Genomic DNA, 19,074 nt, shown 5'->3' on the forward strand with positions numbered 1-19,074 from the left:
CCGGGCCCGAAATGCGGGAGGAAGCGTCCCCAAACGGGAAAGGCGCGGCATGCGCCCGGGCGACGGCATAGGCCATGCCATCGCCGGAATTCAAGCCCGGCGCGCGGGCCGAGACCAGAGCCTCACGGCCGCCATTCGGGCCGTGGCTCTTCTTCCTTCTCCTCCACCCGTGCCTCTTCGACGATGCCGAGCAGGGCCCGCAGCGCCTCCTGCACCCCCTGGCCCGACTGGGCGGAGAGCAGCAGCGGCGTCTTCTTGGCGGCGCGCTTCAGCCGCTCCTTCTGCTGCTTCAGCAGTTCGGGCGAGAGCGCGTCCACCTTGGACAAGGCGACGATCTCCGGCTTTTCATCGAGTCCGTTGCCATACGCGGCGAGCTCGGCACGCACGGTCTTATAGGCCTTGCCGGCATGCTCGCTGGTGCCATCCACCAGATGCAAAAGGGCGCGGCAGCGCTCCACATGGCCGAGGAACCGGTCGCCGATGCCCACCCCTTCATGCGCCCCTTCGATGAGGCCGGGGATGTCGGCGAGCACGAACTCGCGCCCGTCCACCCGCACCACGCCGAGGCCAGGATGCAGGGTGGTGAAGGGATAATCGGCGATCTTCGGCTTGGCCGCCGTGGTGGCGGCGAGAAAGGTGGATTTGCCCGCATTGGGCAGGCCCACCAGGCCGGCGTCGGCGATCAGCTTCAGGCGCAGCCAGATCCACCGCTCCTGGCCCTCGAGGCCGGGATTGGCGCGGCGCGGGGCCTGATTGGTGGAGGTCTTGAACTGGGCGTTGCCGAAGCCGCCGTTGCCGCCTTCCAGCAGCTTGATCTTCTGGCCCACCTCGGTGAGGTCGGCGAGTACCGTCTCCTCGTCCTCATCGAGGATCTGGGTGCCAGCCGGCACCTTCAGCACAATATCGGCGCCCCTGGCGCCGGTGCGGTTGGCGCCCTTGCCGTGATCGCCCTTCTTGGCCTTGAAATGCTGCTGGTAGCGATAATCGATCAGGGTGTTGAGGCCGTCGACGCACTCGATCCACACGTCGCCACCGCGGCCGCCGTCGCCGCCGTCGGGGCCACCGAATTCGATGAACTTCTCGCGCCGAAACGAGACGCAGCCGGCACCGCCGTCGCCCGAGCGCACATAGACCTTGGCTTGATCGAGGAATTTCATGGCCAGGAGGTAGACGGGCGCTTGAAGGAACGCAAGGGGGACACCCAAAGAACGGGGCCCGGCGGAACCAGGCACCCCATCGCCTCAGGCGCCGCGGCGGTGTCGCCCGGCGAGCAGCGACAGCGCTCCAAGCCCCAGCGCCACGACCCCTGCCAGCGCCAGAGCCACCGGCACGCCGGATGACGGCGCGCCCGACGCCGGGCGGTCCCGGCCCGGCGTCGCGGCCGCGAAGGGCTGCCCCCGGCCCCGGCCGCCGCCCGCGCCGCGGCGGGCAAGGCAGCGCTGGAAGGCGGGCAGATGGCGCTCACCAGAAGCGGTTTTCAGAGCGTTGAAGACCGCCACCGCATCCGCCGGCATGGGGTACGAGAGGAAGTTCTCATACATGGCCACATTTTCGATCTCGTCGGCGACGCCGGCGGCGCAGCATTCGGCAAGGGTAGCGGGCAACACCACCTTCCCCGCCCAGTCGTTGACCGGCAAGGGCACCCCATGGCGCGCGCACAGGCGCTGCAGCGCCTGGGCATGGGCCGCTTCGGAATGGACGATATTGGCGAACGGCCGAACCGGGCCGAACCGGCGGATCACCGCGTCATAAACCGCCAGCGCATGCCATTCGTCATAAAGGCCGATGCGCAGGGCCTGCACGAGAGGCGGGCGGGGATCGTTGGGGTCGATGCGGCGGGCCGCCAGCAGGCGGGCGTCGGGATTGCTCATGATGTCGCTCCTTCCCTTACGTCTACCGCTCCACACCACCAGCCGCATTGCGATTCATCATCGCTCAATGGGCCCCGGCGCGGGGCATGGGGCGGGGCATGAGGCGTGGCATGGGGCGGCGCTGGCGTCACCGGGGACGGCCACGACGTGGCAACCCGCCGTGGCGCCATCGCCCGCGGGCCGCTCGCGATCACCCCGCCCTTTGACCTTTGCCGCCGGCCGGCCCAAAACACCGGCATGTCGCCGCCCTTCCCGCCGCCGGCCCTGCCCACCGTCGATGTCCTGCTGCCGCTCGGCCTGGACACCCCCTATTCCTACCTCCGGCCCGAGGGCATGCGCCTCCATCCGGGGGATCTCGTGAACGTGCCCCTCGGCACCAAGAGCGTGATGGGCTGCGTGTGGCCACGCGATCCGGCGGCGGAAAGCAAGCCCCTCGACGTCAGGAAGCTGAAGGCGGTGAAGACCCGGCTCGATTATGCGCCGCTGCCGCCGGATCTCCTGAAGCTCATCGACTGGATGGCCGATTACACCCTCGCCCCGCGCGGCATGGTGCTGCGCATGGCCCTGCGCCACGGGGAAAGCCCCGGCCCGGGTCGGGAGCGGGTGGGGGTGCGCGCCACCGGCCGCACCCCCGAGCGCATGACCGCCGCCCGCGCCCGTCTGCTCGCCTTCGTCTCCGACGGCTTCATCCGCGGCAAGAGCGAGGCGGCGCGGGAGGCCGGCGTGTCGCCGTCCGTGGTGGATGGGCTGATCGACGACGGCGCCCTGGAATCCCTGGTGCTGCCACCGGAACCGGCGGCCTATCCGCCGGACCCGGACCATGCCACCATGCCCCTCTCCGAGGTGCAGGGCGCCGCGGCCGAGACCCTGAAGGCGGCGGTGGCGGCCCATGCCTTCAAGGTGTTCCTGCTGGATGGCGTCACCGGCTCGGGCAAGACGGAAGTCTATTTCGAGGCGGTGGCCCAGGCGGTGCGGGACGGGCGGCAAGCCTTGATCCTGCTGCCGGAAATCGCCCTCACCCAGGCGTTTCTGGATCGCTTCACCTCCCGTTTCGGGGTGAAGCCGGCGGAATGGCATTCCGGCGTCTCGGCGCGCCGGCGGGCGAAAATCCTGAACGGCGTCGCCTCCGGCGAGGTGAAAGTGGTGGCGGGGGCCCGCTCGGCCCTGTTCCTGCCGTTCCAGAACCTCGGCCTGATGGTGGTGGATGAGGAGCACGACCCCGCCTACAAGCAGGATGACGGGGTGTGCTACCACGCCCGCGACATGGCGGTGGTGCGGGCGCGCCTGTGCGCCACCCCCATCGTGCTCGCCTCCGCCACCCCCTCCATCGAGACCGAGGTGAACGCCCGGCGCGGCCGCTATAGCCGGCTCGCCCTGCCGGTGCGGTTCGGCGGCGCCAAGGTGCCCGGCCTCACCCCCATCGACCTGCGGCGGGAAGGCCCGCCGCGCGGGCGCTGGATCGCCCCGCGGCTGGAACAAGAGATCAACACCACCCTGGAGGCGGGCGGACAGGCGCTGTTGTTCCTCAACCGGCGCGGCTATGCCCCACTGACCCTGTGCAACGCCTGCGGTCACCGCATGCGCTGCCCCTCCTGCACCGCCTGGCTGGTGGAGCACCGCTTCCGCCGCCGCCTTACCTGCCACCATTGCGGCTATCAGGCGCCGGTGCCGGAGGAATGCCCCAAGTGCGGCGCCAAAGACAGCCTGGTGGCGGTGGGCCCCGGCGTGGAACGGCTGCAGGAGGAGGTTCAGGCGCTGTTTCCCACGGCCCGCAGCCTGGTGCTCTCCTCCGACCTGTTGGGCGGGGTGGAGCGCATGCGCGCCGAGCTCGATGCGGTAGCGAAGGGCGAGGTGGATGTGGTGGTGGGCACCCAATTGGTGGCCAAGGGCCACAATTTCCCGGGTCTTGCCCTGGTGGGGGTGGTGGATGCGGACGTCGGCCTCGGCCAGGGCGATCCGCGCGCCGCCGAGCGCACCTTCCAACTGGTGCACCAGGTGGCCGGCCGCGCCGGACGCGGCAAGACCGAGGGGCGCGGCTTCATCCAAACCCACATGCCCGAGCATCCGGTGATGAAGGCGCTGGTCACCGGCGACCGCGAAGCCTTCTACGACAGCGAGATCGCCGCCCGGGAGGGCGCCCAATTGCCGCCGTTCGGCCGCATGGCGGGGCTCATCGTCTCCGCCAGCGAAGCCCATGTGGCGGAGGGCTTCGCCCGACGCCTCATCGCCTGCGCGCCGATCCGGCCCGATGTGCGCATCCTCGGCCCGGCGGAAGCGCCGCTGGCGGTGCTGCGCGCCCGCCACCGCTGGCGCCTGCTGGTGCGCTCGCCCCGCGGCACCGACCTTTCCGCCTATCTGCGCGAATGGCGCGCGCTGGCCCCCAAGCCCACCGGCAACATCAAGGTGGTGATCGACGTGGACCCGCAGAGCTTCCTGTGAGGGCCGAAGCGCCATCAGGCGCACTCAGCCATGGGCCTTTGCGCAGTCCTTGGCGATCTCGCTGTGGGTTCTGAGACGAAACGGAAAGAAGGGGAAAAGCGTTGCCGCAATCCGCGTCCATTTGCTGATCTTGAAGCACTCCTCGTCGGAGGAACCGAGAGCCTTTGCAGCGGCATTATAGGCAACCGCATCCGGAACATCCGCAATCGGTGGCTCGTCTGCATAAATCCGCACCATGTCGCCAGACAATTGACAGATTTCTTTCTGATCATCTGCCGCCATAGCCTCGACCCGCGCGAGGATATCGTAGTATTTCTGCTGCAAGACTTGGTGAGTTCGCGCCCGCCCCCCAAAATCAAACACCAGTTGAATGGCGCCCAGAGCGGCGGTTGCGACACCGAGCCAAACATCGGCAGCAGAGTCTCCCAGGATCCGGCTCGCATTGGCTGCCGCGGCGGTGCCCAGGAGAATGATCAGGAACGTTACGATGCGATTGGCCGCCTCGAGCCAGCGACGCCGAGCGGTGTGATAGAGCGCGTTCCGAAGCGCATGGAAGCGAAGCCCCTCACGGGTTTTCAGATCGCTCATGTCTTGTCTTGCTCCGGATCGGACCCGGGCGGCGGCGGGAGCTCTTTTTCCTGTTCTGACTTCTCCTTCACCAAGGACTTCGGCATGGGCCGCGGACCGCAATGGCTGATCGCCGGCGAACTCTTCTCCGGCCACAATCGACCCGCGATAGGCCGCGCCTCCGGGCGACCGGGCCTCTTATCGTCGCGATCCGCCATGTTTCCATCCCCTGCCGAAAAGGCCACCTGCCACAAAACGGAAAAACGACCGGACACAGCAACCGGCCCCACGCGCTTCGCACCAAGGCTCCTCATCGGAGCAGCGCGCAGACCTGGACCGGCGAAAAGCTCACCCTCTAGCCACCACCCGACTTCGGACCGGGAGGAGACTCCGCCGGCTTAGGCGAATCTGATGCGCCCGCGGGCTTGGTGTGCGCAGGCTTCGGCTTCCCACCGAGGGATTCCGGCGCCGGCCGTGGCCCCATCGACTCCATAATTGCCTGCTGCGCGTGCGATGGCCCGCCGGGCTTACCACTCTCCGTAGCCATGACCATAACCTTAGATTGTTTATGACTTAAATAACCTCATAAATTGTAATTTATTTCTACCTCCCTTCACATCCCGGATGGGCTGCATCGAACGCGACTAATCCGGCAAGCGACAATCGCTGTATCCGTTACACTCATTCCCCGCCCCGCCGCACTGTCCCTGCACCGCTCGCCCATGCACAATCCGCCCATGCTCGCCGCTGCCGAATCGCCTGTCACCACCATCGCTCTTGCCGGCGCGGAGCTGGTGCTCGACCCTTTGGGGGCGGCGCTGTGGGTGGAGGAGCGGCTGCTGGTGGTGGCCGACATGCATCTGGAGAAGGCCTCGGCCTTCGCCCGGCGCGGCCAGATGCTGCCGCCGTTCGACACCGCCGAAACCCTCGCCCGCCTCACCCGGCTGGTGGAGCAGCACCGGCCCCGCGCGGTGGTGGCCCTGGGCGACAGCCTGCACGACCGCTGGGCGGATGAACGGCTGGCGTCCGCGGCCCGCGACACCCTCCGCCAGCTCGCCTGCGGCTGCGATCTGATCTGGATTGCCGGCAATCATGATCCCGCCCCCCATGGTCTGGGCGGCCTGTGCGTGGACACCCTCGCGCTCGGCCCGCTGCAGCTGCGGCACGAGCCCAGCCCGGGACCGGCCGTGGGGGAAGTCTGCGGGCACCTGCACCCCGCCGCCCGCGTCGGCGTGCGAGGCGGCAGCGTGCGGCGGCGCTGTTTCGTCACCAATGGCGCGCGCCTGATCCTGCCCGCCTTCGGCGCCTTCACCGGCGGCCTCGACGTGCGGATGCCGGCCATTGCCGACCTGTTCGCAGCGGACGATTTCGAGGTGCATCTGCTGGGCGAGGGCCGCACCTTCCGCATGCCCGCCTCCCGGCTGCGATAGCCCCCTGGCGCGCGCCGGCGACGCACCGCAGCGCCATCGCGGTCCATCGGCCTTGAAGGCGCGTCTCGGCGTGACCGGCCCCTAAAGGGCCCCGCGCCGGCGGCGGATGCGCACGTAGAGGGCGCCCTCCCCGCCATGCCGGCGGCTGGCGGCCTCGAAGCCCAGCACTACCGCGCGCAGATCCGGCTCCGCCAGCCACAGCGGCACCGCCCGGCGCAGCACGCCGCGCCCTTCACCGAACGGCGCGGCGCCCAGCCGCTCCGGATCGCCCTTGCCGGTGATCACCAGCACCACCGCATGGCCGAGCGCCTGCGCATCTTTCAGGAACAGGCGCAGGCGGTGGTGGGCGGCGGCCTGGGTCAGGCCGTGCAGATCGAGGCGGGCATCCACCTCCGCCCCCCGCCCGAGGCGTCGCCGGGCCTTGGGATCCAGCGGCGCCAGCGGTAACGCGGCCTTTGGCCGCGCCGCCGGACGCAGCGGCGCGGCCTGGGCCTCCCGTGGCGGCGGCGGTTCCGCGAGCGACGACAACGGCCCCTCGGCCGGCGGGCCCGGCTCCGCGGCGGGGGCCGGGCGCAGCGGTGTCACGGCCTGCACCACATGCGCCCACAGCGCCCGCTCCTCGGCGCTCAGAATGCGGCGGCGGGGACGCCGGCTCATGGTGCTTTCGGCTCCTGCCTGTCATCGGCCGCAAAGCGCGGTGCCAGCATGATGAAGCGGCCGGGATGGCGCAGCCGGCCGGCCACCGCCCCCGCCTCCGGGCCGGCCCCCAGATAGAGATCCGCCCGGGCCGGGCCGACGATGGCCGATCCCGTATCCTGCGCGATCATCAGCCGCCGGAACGGCTCCAGCACGCCGGGGCCGGTCAGCGGCAGGTCGGCGGCCACGAACACCGGCGTGCCATAGACATGCAGCCTGCGGTCCACCGCGAGCGAGCGCCCGGCGGTCAGTGGCAGGCCCTGCGCGCCCAGGGGACCTTCGGCGCCGGACAGGGGCACGGCCTTGAAGAAGACGAAGGCGCGGTTTTCCCGCCGCAGCAGCCGGCCCGCCTCGGGATCCTGCTCCATGAAGGCGCGGATGCGATCCATGGACATCTCGTCTTTGGGCACCAGCCCGCGGGCGATCAGCAGCCGGCCGACCGGGGTATAGGGAAAGCCATTGTAGCCATCGTAATTGAGCCGCAGCACCGTCCCATCCGGCAGCCGCACCCGGGCGGAGCCCTGGATCTGCATGAAGAACAGGTCGATGGGATCCCGCAGATAGACGATCTCCAGGCCGCGCCCGGCGAGAGCGCCATCCTCGATCTCGGCACGATCGTAATAGGGCACCGGGCGCACCCCATCCTGCCGCCACGCCGCGCCGCCGTTGGCGGTGGGCCCGGCGGCCATCACCAGGTCGTCGGGCCGGGCGTAGACCGGCACGTCGAAGCCAGCGCCGGGGCGCAGCGCCCCTTCCACCTCGGGTTCGTAATAGCCCGTGAAGAAGCCCCCCTGGCGGCCGTCCGGACGCACCTCATAGGGCTGGAAATTGGCCTCGAAGAACAGCCGCGCCACACGCCCGGTGGGCGCCGCCACGCCCAGCGCCGCAGCCGCCGCACAGGCGTGGCGCAGGCCTGCGCGCAGACCAGGGGACGCATTCGACCCGGCGCCGGGACGCAGGGCCGCGCAGCTGTCGCGGAAGGTCAGGAAGGCCGCGGCCAGGTCGTCGTCCGCCCAGCCCGGCACCGCGGCGAAGTCCAGCGGCGCGAGATCGGCACCGGGAAGGACCGGCGGCGGCAGCAGAGTGAGCGGGGGCAGCAGGGTGAGCGGGGGCACGGCAGCTCCAGGCGGCTCCAGCCGGGACGCGGCCGCCCCGGCGTGCGGCATCGCGCCGTTCAATCCCAGCGCCAGCAGAAGCGTGGCGCCGGCCATGCGCCACCGCCCGCCCGCCCGCCAGCAGCTCAAACGGCGAGGGGACGCCCCATTCTCGGAGCATGGGCCCCTGCGGAACAGGCCTTGCGACAGGTCGCGCACCACCGGCGCCCCCTCACACGGATGCCCTTAGGCCGATGTGCCGGTCTGCACCAGCTTCCAATTGGGGTCGCGGGAGCCGAGATCGCGGGCGAAGGTCCACACGTCGGTCACGTCGGCCACCGTATCGGGGCTGCCATCCACCACGCTGCCGTCGCGGCCCCGCGTCACGCTCACCAGCTGCGACACGAAATGCACGGTCAGCCGGGCGGTCCGCCCCTCCATCACCGCGTTCTCCAGCTCGGCCTTGGAGATGGCCACGAAACGGCTCTCCATGCTCTCGCCCCGGCTCTCACGATCGGCAATGGCGGCAACAAAGCTGTCGTAGACCTCCTTGGCGAGGAGATCCTTCAAGGTCCGCCGGTCCCCATTGGCGAAGGCGGTGACGATCATCTCATAGGCGGCCTTGCTGCCGGACAGGAAATGCTTGGCATCGAAATCCGGCTCCTGGCGGGCGATCTCGTCCAGGGTGGCGGCCATGGCGCTGCCTTCCGGCGCGACACCCTCCCAGCGGTACTTGGGCGCCTCTTCCTCCTCCGCTTCGGCGGCTGGCGGAGCGCCCGGGGTGGTGGTGTTGCGCTCGGGCAAGCTCACGACATTGTCACCGGTGGGCTGCGGCGGCCGGGCGGTGTCGCGGGAATAGGGATCATACGGCGGGCGTTCGCGGCCGGTGCGCTGGCCCAGCACGCTGCGCAGCCGCACGAAGATGAATACGGCCAGGGCCAGGAAGATGATCGTATAGATATCGAGCACTGCGTTTCGCCATGCCTTGCGGCGCCGCGACCCATGCCGCCGCGCCTGTTGCCTCGGGAAAGGCGCGCCCGCCGGAATGTCGCCGCATCCGGACCGCGCCTCATCTGCCATATGTACGTCGAACGGGGCCTGTCGCCAGCCCTCACCACCGCCTGCCGCACATTTTCTGATCCAGCTTACGGCAGGTCACGATCCCGCGCCACCTGCCCGTCATGCATCGGCGCAGTTGTGCTCCGCGCCCGCCGCACTGCGGCCGCGCCGGCGAGGCCGTGGGTGTCCTTTCTTCCTTTCTCAACGTTCCACCCCTAGATTGCCCCGGCCCACCTGACCGGACGAACCATGGCTCCCACCGTCTTGCTTGCGGACATCGGCGGCACCGTCACGCGCATCGCGCGGGCCGGCGCCGATGGCGCGCCTTTCGACATTCGCCTGGAGGCGAATGATTCCTACGGTTCCATCGAAGAGTTGCTGAGCGCCTATCTGTCGACCACCGGCGGCGAGGCGCCCCGGGCCGCGGTGCTGGCGGTGGCTGGGCCTGTGGATGGCGACGAGGTGCGCCTCACCAACCGGGACTGGTGCTTCACCCGGCCCGGCCTCGCCGCCGCCTTCGGCTTCGAGCGGCTGGAGGTGCTGAACGATTTCGTCGCCTTCGCCCACGCCATCCCCGCTCTCGGCCGCGATGACCTGCAGAGCGTCGGCGTCGGTCGCGCCATGAAGGGGCGGGCCATTCTCGTCTGCGGCCCGGGCACCGGCTTCGGCACCGCCCTGCTGCAACCCCAGGGCGACGGCTATGAAGTGCTGCCCAGCGAGGCCGGTCACATGCGGTTCGGCGCCGTCACCACCGACGAGGCCCGGGTGATCGCCCACATGGTGCGCGATCTCGGCCCGGTGGTGGTGGAACATGTGCTGTCCGGCGGCGGCCTGGTGCGGCTGCACCGGATCCTGTCCGGAGAGCAGCTCTCCTCCCACGCCATCATCAAGGCCGCCACCCAGGGCCAGCTCTGCGAGAAGGAGAGCTGCGCCATCTTCCTGCGGGTGCTGGGGCGGGTCATGGGAGACCTCGCGCTCACCTTCCAGGCGTTCGGCGGCGTCTATGTGGGCGGCGGGGTGGGGCGCGCCATGGCCCCCCTGTTCGCCGACAGCCCATTCCGCACCGCCTTCGAGGAGCACCCCCCGTTCGCCGACCGGCTGGCACAGATTCCCGTGCAGGTGGTGACCCATGCCGCCCCGGGCCTGATCGGCGCCGGGCGCGTCGGCCGCCGGCTGCTGCGGGCCTAGTCTCCGCCGGCCCGGCTCACCCCCCGCTCAGGCCGCACGGCGGGCGCCGGCCTCCTCCTCGCAGAAGGCGATGATGGCGGCGGCCAAAGCGTCCACCGCCGCGGCCGGGCGCTCCGCCAGGCACAGGGCCAATTCGGTGGGCTGGATCGCCGGCAGGCCGTCGGCCGCCGCCAAGATCCGCTGGCCGGGCGCACAGGCGCGGCGCTCCAGCAGGGCCACCCCGAGGCCCCCCGCCAGCGCCGCCTCGATGCCCACCAGGTTCGGGCTTTCATAGGCGATGCGCCAGTCGCGGCCGGCGCGCTCCAGCGCATGCACCGCCCGGTCGCGATAGAGGCAGCCCTGCGGGAACGCCACCAGCGGCACCGGCGCGTCCGGCGCCGGCTCGAACGGCCCGGCCACCCACACCAGCCGCTCCGGCCACACCGCCCGCGCCGGCAGGCCGCCCGGAGCGCGCTTCATCAGCGCCAGATCCAGGTCGCCGCGCGCGAGGTCCGCCGCCAGGGCACTGCTGAGGGCGCAGCGCACGGACAGGCGCACATGGGGATGGCTGCGGGCGAAATCGGCGATCAATCCGGTAAGGGCGGCCACCGCGAAATCCTCCGGCATGCCCAGCCGCACCACCTCCACACTGCCCTCGGCCAGCGCCGCCCGAGCCTCGGCGCTGAGGGCGAGAATCCGGCGGGCGTAGGACAGCAGGCGTTCCCCCTCGCCGGTGAGGCTCACCGTCCGCGCGCCGCGCACCAGCAGTTCGTGGCCCGCCTGCTCTTCCAGGCGCCGCACCTGCTGGCTCACCGTCGATTGAGTGCGGTGCACCCGCTCGCCGGCACGGGTGAAGCCCCCGGCATCCACCACGCTGACGAACGCCTTGAGGAGGTCGAGATCGAACATCGGCGCCACATATTCATATTTCCACTACCGAACATCAAAACATCGAATTTCTAAATGCACCAGCCCTGTGCATGCTGGTGATGGCCCACTGTCGTCGCACGGTGGCGCTTCTAGGATGCCTGATGACCACACCCCTGACCTCCACCGCGCGCGCGCCCTCCGGCTTCGATGGCAGCCTGGTGCCCATCATCCTGTTCTGCCTAATCTGGAGCTCCGCCTTTGCCGCCGCCAAGACGGCGGTGGTCGACTGCCCGCCGCTGCTGCTGCTGTGCGCCCGCTTCCTGCTGGCGGGGGGCGTGCTGCTGGCGGCCTGTGCGCTCATGGGCCAGTTCTCGCGCATCAGCTGGCGGACCCTCGCCATGTTCGCGATCATCGGCACTCTGAACAACGCGGCCTATCTGGGCTTCAGCTTCATGGGCATGACCACGGTCTCCGCCGGCTTCACCGCCGTCGTTGTCAGCGCCACCCCGCTGCTCACCGCCCTGGCCGCCGCGCCCCTGCTGGGGGAGCGCCTGACGCCGCGCAAGCTGGTGGGGCTGTTGCTGGGATTCGTCGGGGTGGCGTTCGTGCTGCGGTCGCGACTGGGCCAGGGCCATGAAGACCCCCTTGGCACGGTGTTCGTGCTGGCGGCCCTGGTCTCCCTCACCGCCGGGACCCTCGCCTACAAGCGCATGCGTCTGCCCGCCGGCACGCTGGTGATGGGCAGCGGCATCCAGGCCCTCGCCGGCGGGGCGGTGCTGGCGCCCATCGCGTTCCTCATGGAAGACCCGGGGCAGGTGCACCTCACCCCCTCGCTGGTCACCGCCTTCCTCTATCTCACCCTCGCCGGATCGGTGGGGGCCTTCAGCCTGTGGCTGCTGATCCTCAACCGCTCCAGCGCCACCAAGGCCAGCGCCCTGCACTTTCTGATGCCGCCCCTGGGCCTCATGTTCGGCTGGCTGCTGCTGGGCGAGACCGTGCCGCCCCTGGACATTCTCGGCATCGTGCCCATCGCCCTCGGCATCCGGCTGGTGACCACCCAGCGGGCATCGGTTCAGAAGCGATAGAGCGCACTCAGCACCAGCCCATTTTCCTGGGGGGCATTGCGAGCGAAATAGGTGGTCACCACAGCCGCCTGCAGGGTCAGGGCCGCGCTCCAGTCGAAGGCGGCCCCGAGCTGGAGCTTGTAATATTCGTACGACACATCGAAATAGGGCCCCTCGCCGGCGCCCTCCGACATGACGTTGAAGAACTGCACCAGCCCCTGCCAGCGCTCGGTGAGGCGCACCCCCAGGGTCACATCCAGGTGCAGTTCATCCGGCGGATCGCCAAACCGCTGGCGCTGCGCCAGTTGCAGGTCGAGAAACGCCGCCCGCTCCCACAGCATGAACGAAAAGCCCGCCAGCAGCCGCAGGTCCAATTCGGGGTCTTCATAGCCGACCGCGGCGGCGCTGCGGGACTGGCCGGTGCCGGAAAACCGCCCGACCACCTGGCCGGAGACCACCACCCCCTCCCCCTGCCAGAGGCGGACACGGGCGCCGGCGTCCGTATAGCCAAGGCCGGTGTAGGACGAGGGGTCGGGCGCGCCCAGGGACACCGACAACAGCTGTGGCGCCGCCAGCACCGTCAGCCAGTCGGTCAACCCATACTCAAAGACCAGCGTCACCTCGGCCTTGTCATAGGGACGACTGTCGTAAAGAGCCGATGACGGGCCGAACTCGGACGACGCGTGGGCCAGGGTGGTCTGGGCGATGATCTGGCCTTCCCCGGGCCGCAGGGTCCACGCACCCGCCCGCGCCTCCTCCGGGCACAGGAGCATGGCGAACGGCCACAACAGGGGCGACCACGCCGCGACGCCGACGAACGGCAGGCCCCGAGTCTCCTGTGTCCTGTGCGTCTCCCGTGTCGCCAGCACCGCATGCGCGGTGGACGCGCGGCCGTGCACACGGCGTGCGCCCGCCGCACAACGCCATAGATCGCGGGTCCGCCCCCCAGCAGATCTCATCGCCGCCACACCCCCTGATCCACTATAGCGGATGCCGCAACCAGACGGGAGCGGAGAAGCGCGCCAAATGGCCCCTGACCTAGAGTGACCTTGCGTAAATTTCATCTTGGCTCGTCTTGCCCGGCTATGCCGAACCCACCATATTGACGCACGAACCCCCCGGTCCGTGTCGGGCATGGGCCGGGTTTGAAGTTTCTTAAAGGGGAACGACGATGTCCGATTATGATCGCAACGTCGCCGGGCGTTGGAACCCGTCGGTGGCACGCTCGCAGGCCGCGATCGACCAAGGTCTCCGCTCATATATGTTGAGCGTGTACAACTACATGGCGCTGGGCCTCGCCATCACCGGCGCGGCTGCGCTCGGCATCTACATGCTGTCGGTGACCACCGATCCGAGCCTGGCGGCGGGCCGGGTGGCGGGCGGCATCATGCTGACCCAGTTCGGCTACACGCTGTTCGTGAGCCCGCTGAAGTGGGTGGTGATGCTCGCGCCGCTGGCGGCCGTGTTCTTCCTCAGCTTCCGCATTGAGCGCATGAGCGTCTCGGCGGCCCAGCTCACCTTCTGGCTCTATGCCGGCCTGGTGGGTGTCTCGCTCGCCACCATCTTCCTCGTGTACACGCACGAGAGCATCGTCCGGGTGTTCTTCATCACCGCGGCCTCGTTTGGTGCGCTGAGCCTTTATGGCTACACCACCCAGCGCGATCTCTCCGGCATGGGCTCGTTCCTGATGATGGGCCTGTTCGGCATCATCATCGCCTCGCTGGTGAACATCTTCCTCGGCTCCACGATGCTGCAGTTCATCGTGTCCGTGGTCGGCGTTCTGGTGTTTGCGGGCCTCACCGCCTACGACACCCAGCGCATCAAGGAGATGTATTTCGCCGGCGACGATACGGCCGTGATGGGCAAGAAGGCCATCATGGGCGCCCTTGCCCTCTACCTGGACTTCATCAACCTGTTCATGATGCTGCTCCAGCTGTTCGGCAACCGCGGCAACGACTGACGCTGCGACGCCCGACGGATCTTCGGAAACCCCGGCTTCGGCCGGGGTTTTCTTTTGCGCCGCGCCGATGGCAGCCCCGCTCGGCGACGCATGACCAAAGCGCATGAACCAAGGGCATGCGGGGTTGCTATAAGAAGAGCCGCCCGCCGCGTGGGGCACCCCGGCCAGCCCCTGGCCGGGCCCACGCGGCGCCCGTTCTAAAAGCCCTGGAAAGACAGGCCATGCCGATCCGCGCCGCCTCCCCAGAAGACAGCTCCGCCATCGCCGCCATCTATGATGCCGCCGTGCTCGCTGGCACCGCCTCCTTCGAGATCGACCCGCCCGGGCCCGAGGAGATGGCGCGCCGCCGCCAGGCGGTCATCGACGCCGGCTATCCCTTCCTGGTGATGGAGGAAGACGGCCGCGTTGTGGGCTATGCCTATGCCACCGCCTTCCGTCCGCGGGTGGCCTACAAGCACACGGTCGAGAATTCCGTCTATGTGGATGAGACCCAGCACGGCCGCGGCATCGGCAAGGCGTTGCTGGAGGCGCTGATCAGCGAATGCGAACGCCGCGACTTCCGCCAGATGGTGGCGGTGATCGGCGACAGCGGCAATGCCGGTTCCATCGCCTTGCACCGGGCCTGCGGCTTCGCCCCCATCGGCATCCTGCCCGCCACCGGCTTCAAGCTCGGCCGCTGGATCGACACGGTGCTGATGCAGCGCGCCCTGGGCGCCGGCGCCACCACCGCGCCAACCCTCTGAACACATGTGTGGCCCCGCGCTTTACGGCGCGGGGCCACACCATCGGGTCAACAGGGGCGCGGCGTGGCCCGGGGGTCAACGGGTGATGAGGGTGCCCGCGCCGTGGTCGGTGAGCAGCTCCAGGAGCACCGCGTGGGGCACCTTGCCGTCGAGGATGACCACGCCTTCCACGCCCTTCTCCAGGGCGTAGATGCAGGTTTCCACCTTGGGGATCATGCCGCCGGAGATGGTGCCATCGGCGATCAGCGCATGGGCCTCGGCGATGGTGAGCTTGGGGATCAGCACCTTGTTCTTGTCGAGCACGCCCGGCACGTCGGTGAGCAGCAGCAGCCGCTTGGCGTGCAGCGCGCCGGCGATGGCGCCGGCGAAGGTGTCGGCATTCACATTGTAGGTGCCGCCATCCACCGCCGCGGCCACCGGCGCCAGCACCGGGATGAGGTCGCGGCCGAGGATCTGGTCCAGCACCATGGTGTCGACCGTGTCGGGCTCGCCGACAAAGCCGAGGTCCACCACCTGCTCGATCTTGCTGCCGGGGTCCACCACGGTGCGGTTGGCCTTGCGGGCCCGCACCATGTTGCCATCCTTGCCGCACAGGCCGATGGCCTTGCCGCCCGCCTCGTTGATGAAGCCGACGATCTGCTTGTTGATGGAGCCGGCCAGCACCATCTCGACGATCTCCACCGTCGCCTTGTCGGTGATGCGCAGGCCGCCGGCGAATTCGGACTTGATGCCGAGCTTGGACAGCATGGCGCCGATCTGCGGGCCGCCACCATGCACCACCACCGGGTTCACGCCCGCCTGCTCCAGCAGCACGATATCCTGGGCGAAATGACGCGCCACCTGCTCGTCACCCATGGCGTGGCCGCCATATTTCACCACCACGATGGCATCATCGTAGCGCTGCATGTGCGGCAGGGCCTTGGCCAGAACCTCGGCCTGCAGCTGGGCTTCCGCGATGGAATTGGGGGCGATGGCGCTCATGACGGGGCTCGCAGGCTGAAGGGATGCCGGACGGCGCCCTCATAGCCGGTTCGGCGCGCGCCGGGAAGGGTGGCGGGATCTGTTGATGGCCCGCCGCGTCCCCATTTTCAAGATCACGAGAACGTGATCAAAATCCGCCTCCGGCCCACCACAATCGAGGTGCGAAGAGCGCGGCCGAACCGCGCTGACGCGGCTGCGAAGGCCCGTTGTTTTTCGCGGGTCGGCGCACACTGACGTCAGCCTTTCCTGAAGTGACCTACGCGTCGTACCCCTCAACCCAGCGTGCGCATCCCCGATGCGCCTCGCAAGGCAGAACACGCCATGTCCGCGCCTTCCCGTCTGCCCCCGCGCCGGCCGCTCAACCTGTCCGTGCGGACCATCGCCATCCTGTTCGTGGTGTGCCTGGCTCTGGTGTCCATCCCGATCCTGACCCACCCCATTCCGCCGCTGTCGGATTATGTGAACCATCTGGCGCGCATGCATGTCATCGCCGCCCTGCCCCACGACAAGGATCTCGCCCGCTTCTACGCGCTGGACTGGTCGATCCTGCCGAACCTCATGATGGATCTGGTGGTGCCGGTCATCGACCGCTTCACCAACATCTATCTGGCCGGTGAGATCTACACGCTGATGTGCTTCGCGCTCATCGTCGGTGGCACCCTCACACTGCATCGCGCGCTGTTCGGCCAGTGGTCCGCCATCCCGCTGCTGGCGTTTCCGCTGCTGTACAACAGCATCTTCCTCATCGGCGTGATGAACTATTATTTCGGCATCGGCCTCGCGCTGTTTGCCCTGGCGTTCTGGAGCCTGCTGCGGGAGAAGCCTTGGCCGTGGCGGTTCGCCGTTTCCACCCTGTTCATCGTCGCCCTGTTCTTCTGCCACCTGTTCGCGGCGGGGGTCTATGCGGTGGGCATCCTCTCGTTCGAGCTCGCCCGCCTGTTCGGGCGGCGGGAGACGCCGCTGCTGCCGCGGCTGGTGGATTTCGTCGCCTCCGGCCTGCCGTTCGCCATCATCATCCCCATGCTGCTGGCGAGCCCCACCTGGGGCCTGTCCACCCAGAACATCTGGGAGCCGCAGGGCAAGCTGCAGGGCGTCGAATTCGTCATCAACGTCTATTACGACCTGGTCGCCTTCGGCCTCACGGCGGTGGTGGTGCTGGCGGCGGCCTGGGCCATTCAGCACCGGCTGCTGCGCACCGCGCCGCTGCTGCTGCCGCTGCTGCTGGTGTCGGTGACCATCTATCTCGCCATGCCCCGGGTGGTGTTCGCCACCTATATGGCCGACCAGCGCATGCCCATCGCCATCGCCTTCATGGTGCTCGCCACCATCCGCGTGGACCTGCGCCACCGGCTGGCCCAGCGCGGCTTCATCGCGGTGCTGCTGGTGCTGCTGGCGGTGCGCGTGGGAGAGGTGCAGCTGGTGTGGAACCGGCTCAGCCAGTGGACCACCAATTTCGACAAGTCCATCACCCTCATCCACCCCGGCTCGCGGGTGCTGGTGGCCTATGCCGACCTGCAGGGCGGCAATGATCCGCGGGACCTTGGTCTCGTGCATGCGGCCTGCCTCGCCATTATCGAGCGCTCGTCTCTGGTCACCACCGCCTTCACGGTGAAGGGCAAGCAGATCCTCAGGGTCAACCCGCCCTATCGCGACCATGTGGACACCGAGGACGGCACCCCGCCGCAGGTGGAGCAGCTCCTCATTACCGAGGACGAGCCCACGGTGGACGGGCCGCGCTATTGGGACCTGTGGCCCAGGAATTTCGATTACGTCTATCTGCTCTTCACCGAGCGCGGCGCGCCGAATCCCGACCCCGACCGGCTGAAGATGATCTATGAAGGCGAGCGCTTTCAGCTTTATCAGGTCATCCCCCCGCCCCCGGCCAGCGCCGAGAAGTGAGGGTCGACCGGCAGGCGCTCCCGGTCACGGGGGCGTCATGCTTTTCTGGCAGGCCCTCGCCTCTCAGCCGTCTGCCACGACCGGATCGTCTTCTGATGGAAACCGTCTACACCCACGCCCGCCTCATCCTCGACGACACGGTGCTGGACGGCACGCTGGTGGTGCGTGATGGCCGCATTGCCGCCGTGGAGCCAGGCCGCAGCCGGCTGCCCGGGGCCGTCGACTGCGCCGGGGACTATCTCAGCGCCGGCCTCATCGACCTGCACACCGACGCGCTCGAAACCCATTTCGTGCCGCGCCCCAAGGCCTATTGGCCCGATGCCCGCGCCGCGGCGCTGGCCCATGACGGGCAGATCATCGCCAGCGGCATCACCACCGTGTTCGACGCCATCTGCGCCGGCGGCTTCGACCAGGCCAAGGCGGCGCGGCGCGACCTGTTCACGGTGATGCTCGATGCGGTGGAAAACGAGCAGGCGCTGTTCCGCGCCGATCACCGCATCCACCTGCGCTGCGAGATGACCGACCCGGACCTTCTGGCGCTCGCGGAGCCGGCCCTCGGGCGCGCCGCCGTGGGCCTCGCCTCGCTCATGGACCACACCCCCGGCGCGCGGCAATGGCGCAATGTGGACAGCCTGCGCACCTTCCTGCTCGGCATCGGCAAGACGGCGGAGGAGACCGAGACCGAGATCGTCGAGCGCTCCGCCCGGGGCCGCGCGGCGGTGGCGCGGAATTTCGAGCCCCTGGCGGCACTGCTGCGGGACCGGGGCGTGGTGCGCGCCAGCCATGACGACACCACCGTAGAGCATGTGGAAATGGCGCGCGGCGCCGGCTGCGTGATGAGCGAGTTTCCCACCACCCGTGAGGCCGCCGCCGCCGCCCGCGCGGCGGGCCTCGCCACCATCGGCGGGGCGCCGAACGTGGTGCGTGGCGGCTCCCATTCGGGCGGCGTCGCCATGCGGGACCTGGCCGCCGCCGACCTCCTCGATGCCCTGGCGTCCGATTACGTTCCCGCCAGCCTGCTGCAGGCGGCAGTGGGGCTGCATCGCATCCACGGGGAGCCCCTGCCCCGCGCCTTCGCCCGCGTCACCCGCGCGCCGGCGGAGATGGTGGGTCTCACCGATCGCGGCCGTTTGGCCGTCGGCCTGCGGGCCGACGTGCTGCGCTTCCGCGTGGTGGACGATACGCCCGTGGTGCGCGAGGTGCTGGTGGCCGGCGCCCGCATGCATTGAGCGCG

Annotated in this window: 17 protein-coding genes; 8 read left to right on the forward strand and 9 right to left on the reverse strand. The window is 69.2% G+C overall.

Features of this window, described 5'->3' with window-relative positions; translation table 11 throughout:
• Positions 1-122 precede the first annotated feature (122 nt).
• Entirely contained in the window at positions 123-1,157 is a 1,035-nt protein-coding gene (gene obgE / locus ACU4E7_RS02790) for a GTPase ObgE (protein ID WP_238120567.1), read from the reverse strand.
• An 84-nt stretch (positions 1,158-1,241) separates the two neighbouring features.
• Positions 1,242-1,871: a ferritin-like domain-containing protein gene (locus ACU4E7_RS02795; protein ID WP_447020571.1), complete on the reverse strand. Its 630-nt coding sequence runs from the start codon at positions 1,869-1,871 to the stop codon at positions 1,242-1,244.
• 237 nt (positions 1,872-2,108) lie between these two features.
• Between ACU4E7_RS02795 and ACU4E7_RS02800 the strand changes: the two genes are divergently transcribed.
• Complete coding sequence (locus tag ACU4E7_RS02800) at positions 2,109-4,310, forward strand: primosomal protein N' (protein ID WP_447020572.1); 2,202 nt, start codon at positions 2,109-2,111, stop codon at positions 4,308-4,310.
• A gap of 24 nt (positions 4,311-4,334) precedes the next feature.
• Here the strand turns inward: ACU4E7_RS02800 and ACU4E7_RS02805 are convergent, their stop codons facing one another.
• A complete protein-coding gene (locus ACU4E7_RS02805) occupies positions 4,335-4,898 on the reverse strand; it encodes a hypothetical protein (protein ID WP_447020573.1) in 564 nt (187 codons plus the stop codon).
• Between the two features lie 716 nt (positions 4,899-5,614).
• On the opposite strand from ACU4E7_RS02805, the gene pdeM reads away from it, so the two are divergent.
• A complete protein-coding gene (gene pdeM / locus ACU4E7_RS02810; protein ID WP_447020574.1) occupies positions 5,615-6,307 on the forward strand; it encodes a ligase-associated DNA damage response endonuclease PdeM in 693 nt (230 codons plus the stop codon).
• Positions 6,308-6,388: 81 nt separating this feature from the next.
• On the opposite strand, the gene ACU4E7_RS02815 is transcribed toward pdeM, so the two are convergent.
• The 3 genes from ACU4E7_RS02815 to ACU4E7_RS02825 form a co-directional block, all read right to left on the reverse strand.
• Positions 6,389-6,964 carry a Smr/MutS family protein gene (locus ACU4E7_RS02815; RefSeq protein WP_447020575.1) on the reverse strand — a complete coding sequence of 192 codons (576 nt, stop codon included), beginning with the start codon at positions 6,962-6,964 and terminating at the stop codon, positions 6,389-6,391.
• Positions 6,961-8,118: a murein transglycosylase A gene (gene mltA / locus ACU4E7_RS02820; RefSeq protein ID WP_447020576.1), complete on the reverse strand. Its 1,158-nt coding sequence runs from the start codon at positions 8,116-8,118 to the stop codon at positions 6,961-6,963. The genes ACU4E7_RS02815 and mltA overlap by 4 nt, the downstream gene beginning before the upstream one ends.
• Before the next feature lie 225 nt (positions 8,119-8,343).
• Positions 8,344-9,066 carry a Tim44/TimA family putative adaptor protein gene (locus tag ACU4E7_RS02825; RefSeq protein ID WP_447020577.1) on the reverse strand — a complete coding sequence of 241 codons (723 nt, stop codon included), beginning with the start codon at positions 9,064-9,066 and terminating at the stop codon, positions 8,344-8,346.
• 339 nt (positions 9,067-9,405) lie between these two features.
• On the opposite strand from ACU4E7_RS02825, the gene ACU4E7_RS02830 reads away from it, so the two are divergent.
• Positions 9,406-10,344 carry a glucokinase gene (locus ACU4E7_RS02830; RefSeq protein WP_447020578.1) on the forward strand — a complete coding sequence of 313 codons (939 nt, stop codon included), beginning with the start codon at positions 9,406-9,408 and terminating at the stop codon, positions 10,342-10,344.
• Positions 10,345-10,371: 27 nt separating this feature from the next.
• Here the strand turns inward: ACU4E7_RS02830 and ACU4E7_RS02835 are convergent, their stop codons facing one another.
• The gene (locus ACU4E7_RS02835) at positions 10,372-11,232 is read right to left on the reverse strand and encodes a LysR substrate-binding domain-containing protein (RefSeq protein WP_447020579.1); all 861 of its coding nucleotides are present in this window, start codon (positions 11,230-11,232) and stop codon (positions 10,372-10,374) included.
• Positions 11,233-11,354: 122 nt separating this feature from the next.
• On the opposite strand from ACU4E7_RS02835, the gene ACU4E7_RS02840 reads away from it, so the two are divergent.
• Entirely contained in the window at positions 11,355-12,278 is a 924-nt protein-coding gene (locus ACU4E7_RS02840) for a DMT family transporter (protein WP_447020580.1), read from the forward strand.
• Here the strand turns inward: ACU4E7_RS02840 and ACU4E7_RS02845 are convergent.
• Positions 12,266-13,156: a hypothetical protein gene (locus ACU4E7_RS02845; protein WP_447020581.1), complete on the reverse strand. Its 891-nt coding sequence runs from the start codon at positions 13,154-13,156 to the stop codon at positions 12,266-12,268. The genes ACU4E7_RS02840 and ACU4E7_RS02845 overlap by 13 nt on opposite strands.
• A gap of 272 nt (positions 13,157-13,428) precedes the next feature.
• On the opposite strand from ACU4E7_RS02845, the gene ACU4E7_RS02850 reads away from it, so the two are divergent.
• Entirely contained in the window at positions 13,429-14,217 is a 789-nt protein-coding gene (locus tag ACU4E7_RS02850) for a Bax inhibitor-1/YccA family protein (RefSeq protein ID WP_238120557.1), read from the forward strand.
• Positions 14,218-14,438: 221 nt separating this feature from the next.
• Positions 14,439-14,960: an N-acetyltransferase family protein gene (locus ACU4E7_RS02855; RefSeq protein WP_447020582.1), complete on the forward strand. Its 522-nt coding sequence runs from the start codon at positions 14,439-14,441 to the stop codon at positions 14,958-14,960.
• A 75-nt stretch (positions 14,961-15,035) separates the two neighbouring features.
• Here ACU4E7_RS02855 and argB read toward each other — a convergent pair whose 3' ends face one another.
• Positions 15,036-15,941, reverse strand: coding sequence for an acetylglutamate kinase (argB, locus tag ACU4E7_RS02860; RefSeq protein WP_447020583.1), 906 nt, complete (start codon positions 15,939-15,941; stop codon positions 15,036-15,038).
• A gap of 321 nt (positions 15,942-16,262) precedes the next feature.
• Between argB and ACU4E7_RS02865 the strand changes: the two genes are divergently transcribed.
• Both ACU4E7_RS02865 and ACU4E7_RS02870 read left to right on the forward strand, forming a co-directional pair.
• Entirely contained in the window at positions 16,263-17,840 is a 1,578-nt protein-coding gene (locus ACU4E7_RS02865) for a hypothetical protein (RefSeq protein ID WP_447020584.1), read from the forward strand.
• A 95-nt stretch (positions 17,841-17,935) separates the two neighbouring features.
• Complete coding sequence (locus tag ACU4E7_RS02870) at positions 17,936-19,069, forward strand: alpha-D-ribose 1-methylphosphonate 5-triphosphate diphosphatase (RefSeq protein WP_447020585.1); 1,134 nt, start codon at positions 17,936-17,938, stop codon at positions 19,067-19,069.
• Positions 19,070-19,074: the final 5 nt, after the last annotated feature.

This window comes from Xanthobacter sp. ZOL 2024 (assembly GCF_052932325.1).

Coding starts and splice junctions, on each gene's coding strand:
- obgE (WP_238120567.1), bottom strand. CDS start 1,157: ATGAAATTCCTCGATCAAGCCAAGGTCTATGTGCGCTCGGGCGACGGC.
- ACU4E7_RS02795 (WP_447020571.1), bottom strand. CDS start 1,871: ATGAGCAATCCCGACGCCCGCCTGCTGGCGGCCCGCCGCATCGACCCC.
- ACU4E7_RS02800 (WP_447020572.1), top strand. CDS start 2,109: ATGTCGCCGCCCTTCCCGCCGCCGGCCCTGCCCACCGTCGATGTCCTG.
- ACU4E7_RS02805 (WP_447020573.1), bottom strand. CDS start 4,898: ATGAGCGATCTGAAAACCCGTGAGGGGCTTCGCTTCCATGCGCTTCGG.
- pdeM (WP_447020574.1), top strand. CDS start 5,615: ATGCTCGCCGCTGCCGAATCGCCTGTCACCACCATCGCTCTTGCCGGC.
- ACU4E7_RS02815 (WP_447020575.1), bottom strand. CDS start 6,964: ATGAGCCGGCGTCCCCGCCGCCGCATTCTGAGCGCCGAGGAGCGGGCG.
- ACU4E7_RS02830 (WP_447020578.1), top strand. CDS start 9,406: ATGGCTCCCACCGTCTTGCTTGCGGACATCGGCGGCACCGTCACGCGC.
- ACU4E7_RS02835 (WP_447020579.1), bottom strand. CDS start 11,232: ATGTTCGATCTCGACCTCCTCAAGGCGTTCGTCAGCGTGGTGGATGCC.
- ACU4E7_RS02840 (WP_447020580.1), top strand. CDS start 11,355: ATGACCACACCCCTGACCTCCACCGCGCGCGCGCCCTCCGGCTTCGAT.
- ACU4E7_RS02850 (WP_238120557.1), top strand. CDS start 13,429: ATGTCCGATTATGATCGCAACGTCGCCGGGCGTTGGAACCCGTCGGTG.
- ACU4E7_RS02855 (WP_447020582.1), top strand. CDS start 14,439: ATGCCGATCCGCGCCGCCTCCCCAGAAGACAGCTCCGCCATCGCCGCC.
- argB (WP_447020583.1), bottom strand. CDS start 15,941: ATGAGCGCCATCGCCCCCAATTCCATCGCGGAAGCCCAGCTGCAGGCC.
- ACU4E7_RS02865 (WP_447020584.1), top strand. CDS start 16,263: ATGTCCGCGCCTTCCCGTCTGCCCCCGCGCCGGCCGCTCAACCTGTCC.
- ACU4E7_RS02870 (WP_447020585.1), top strand. CDS start 17,936: ATGGAAACCGTCTACACCCACGCCCGCCTCATCCTCGACGACACGGTG.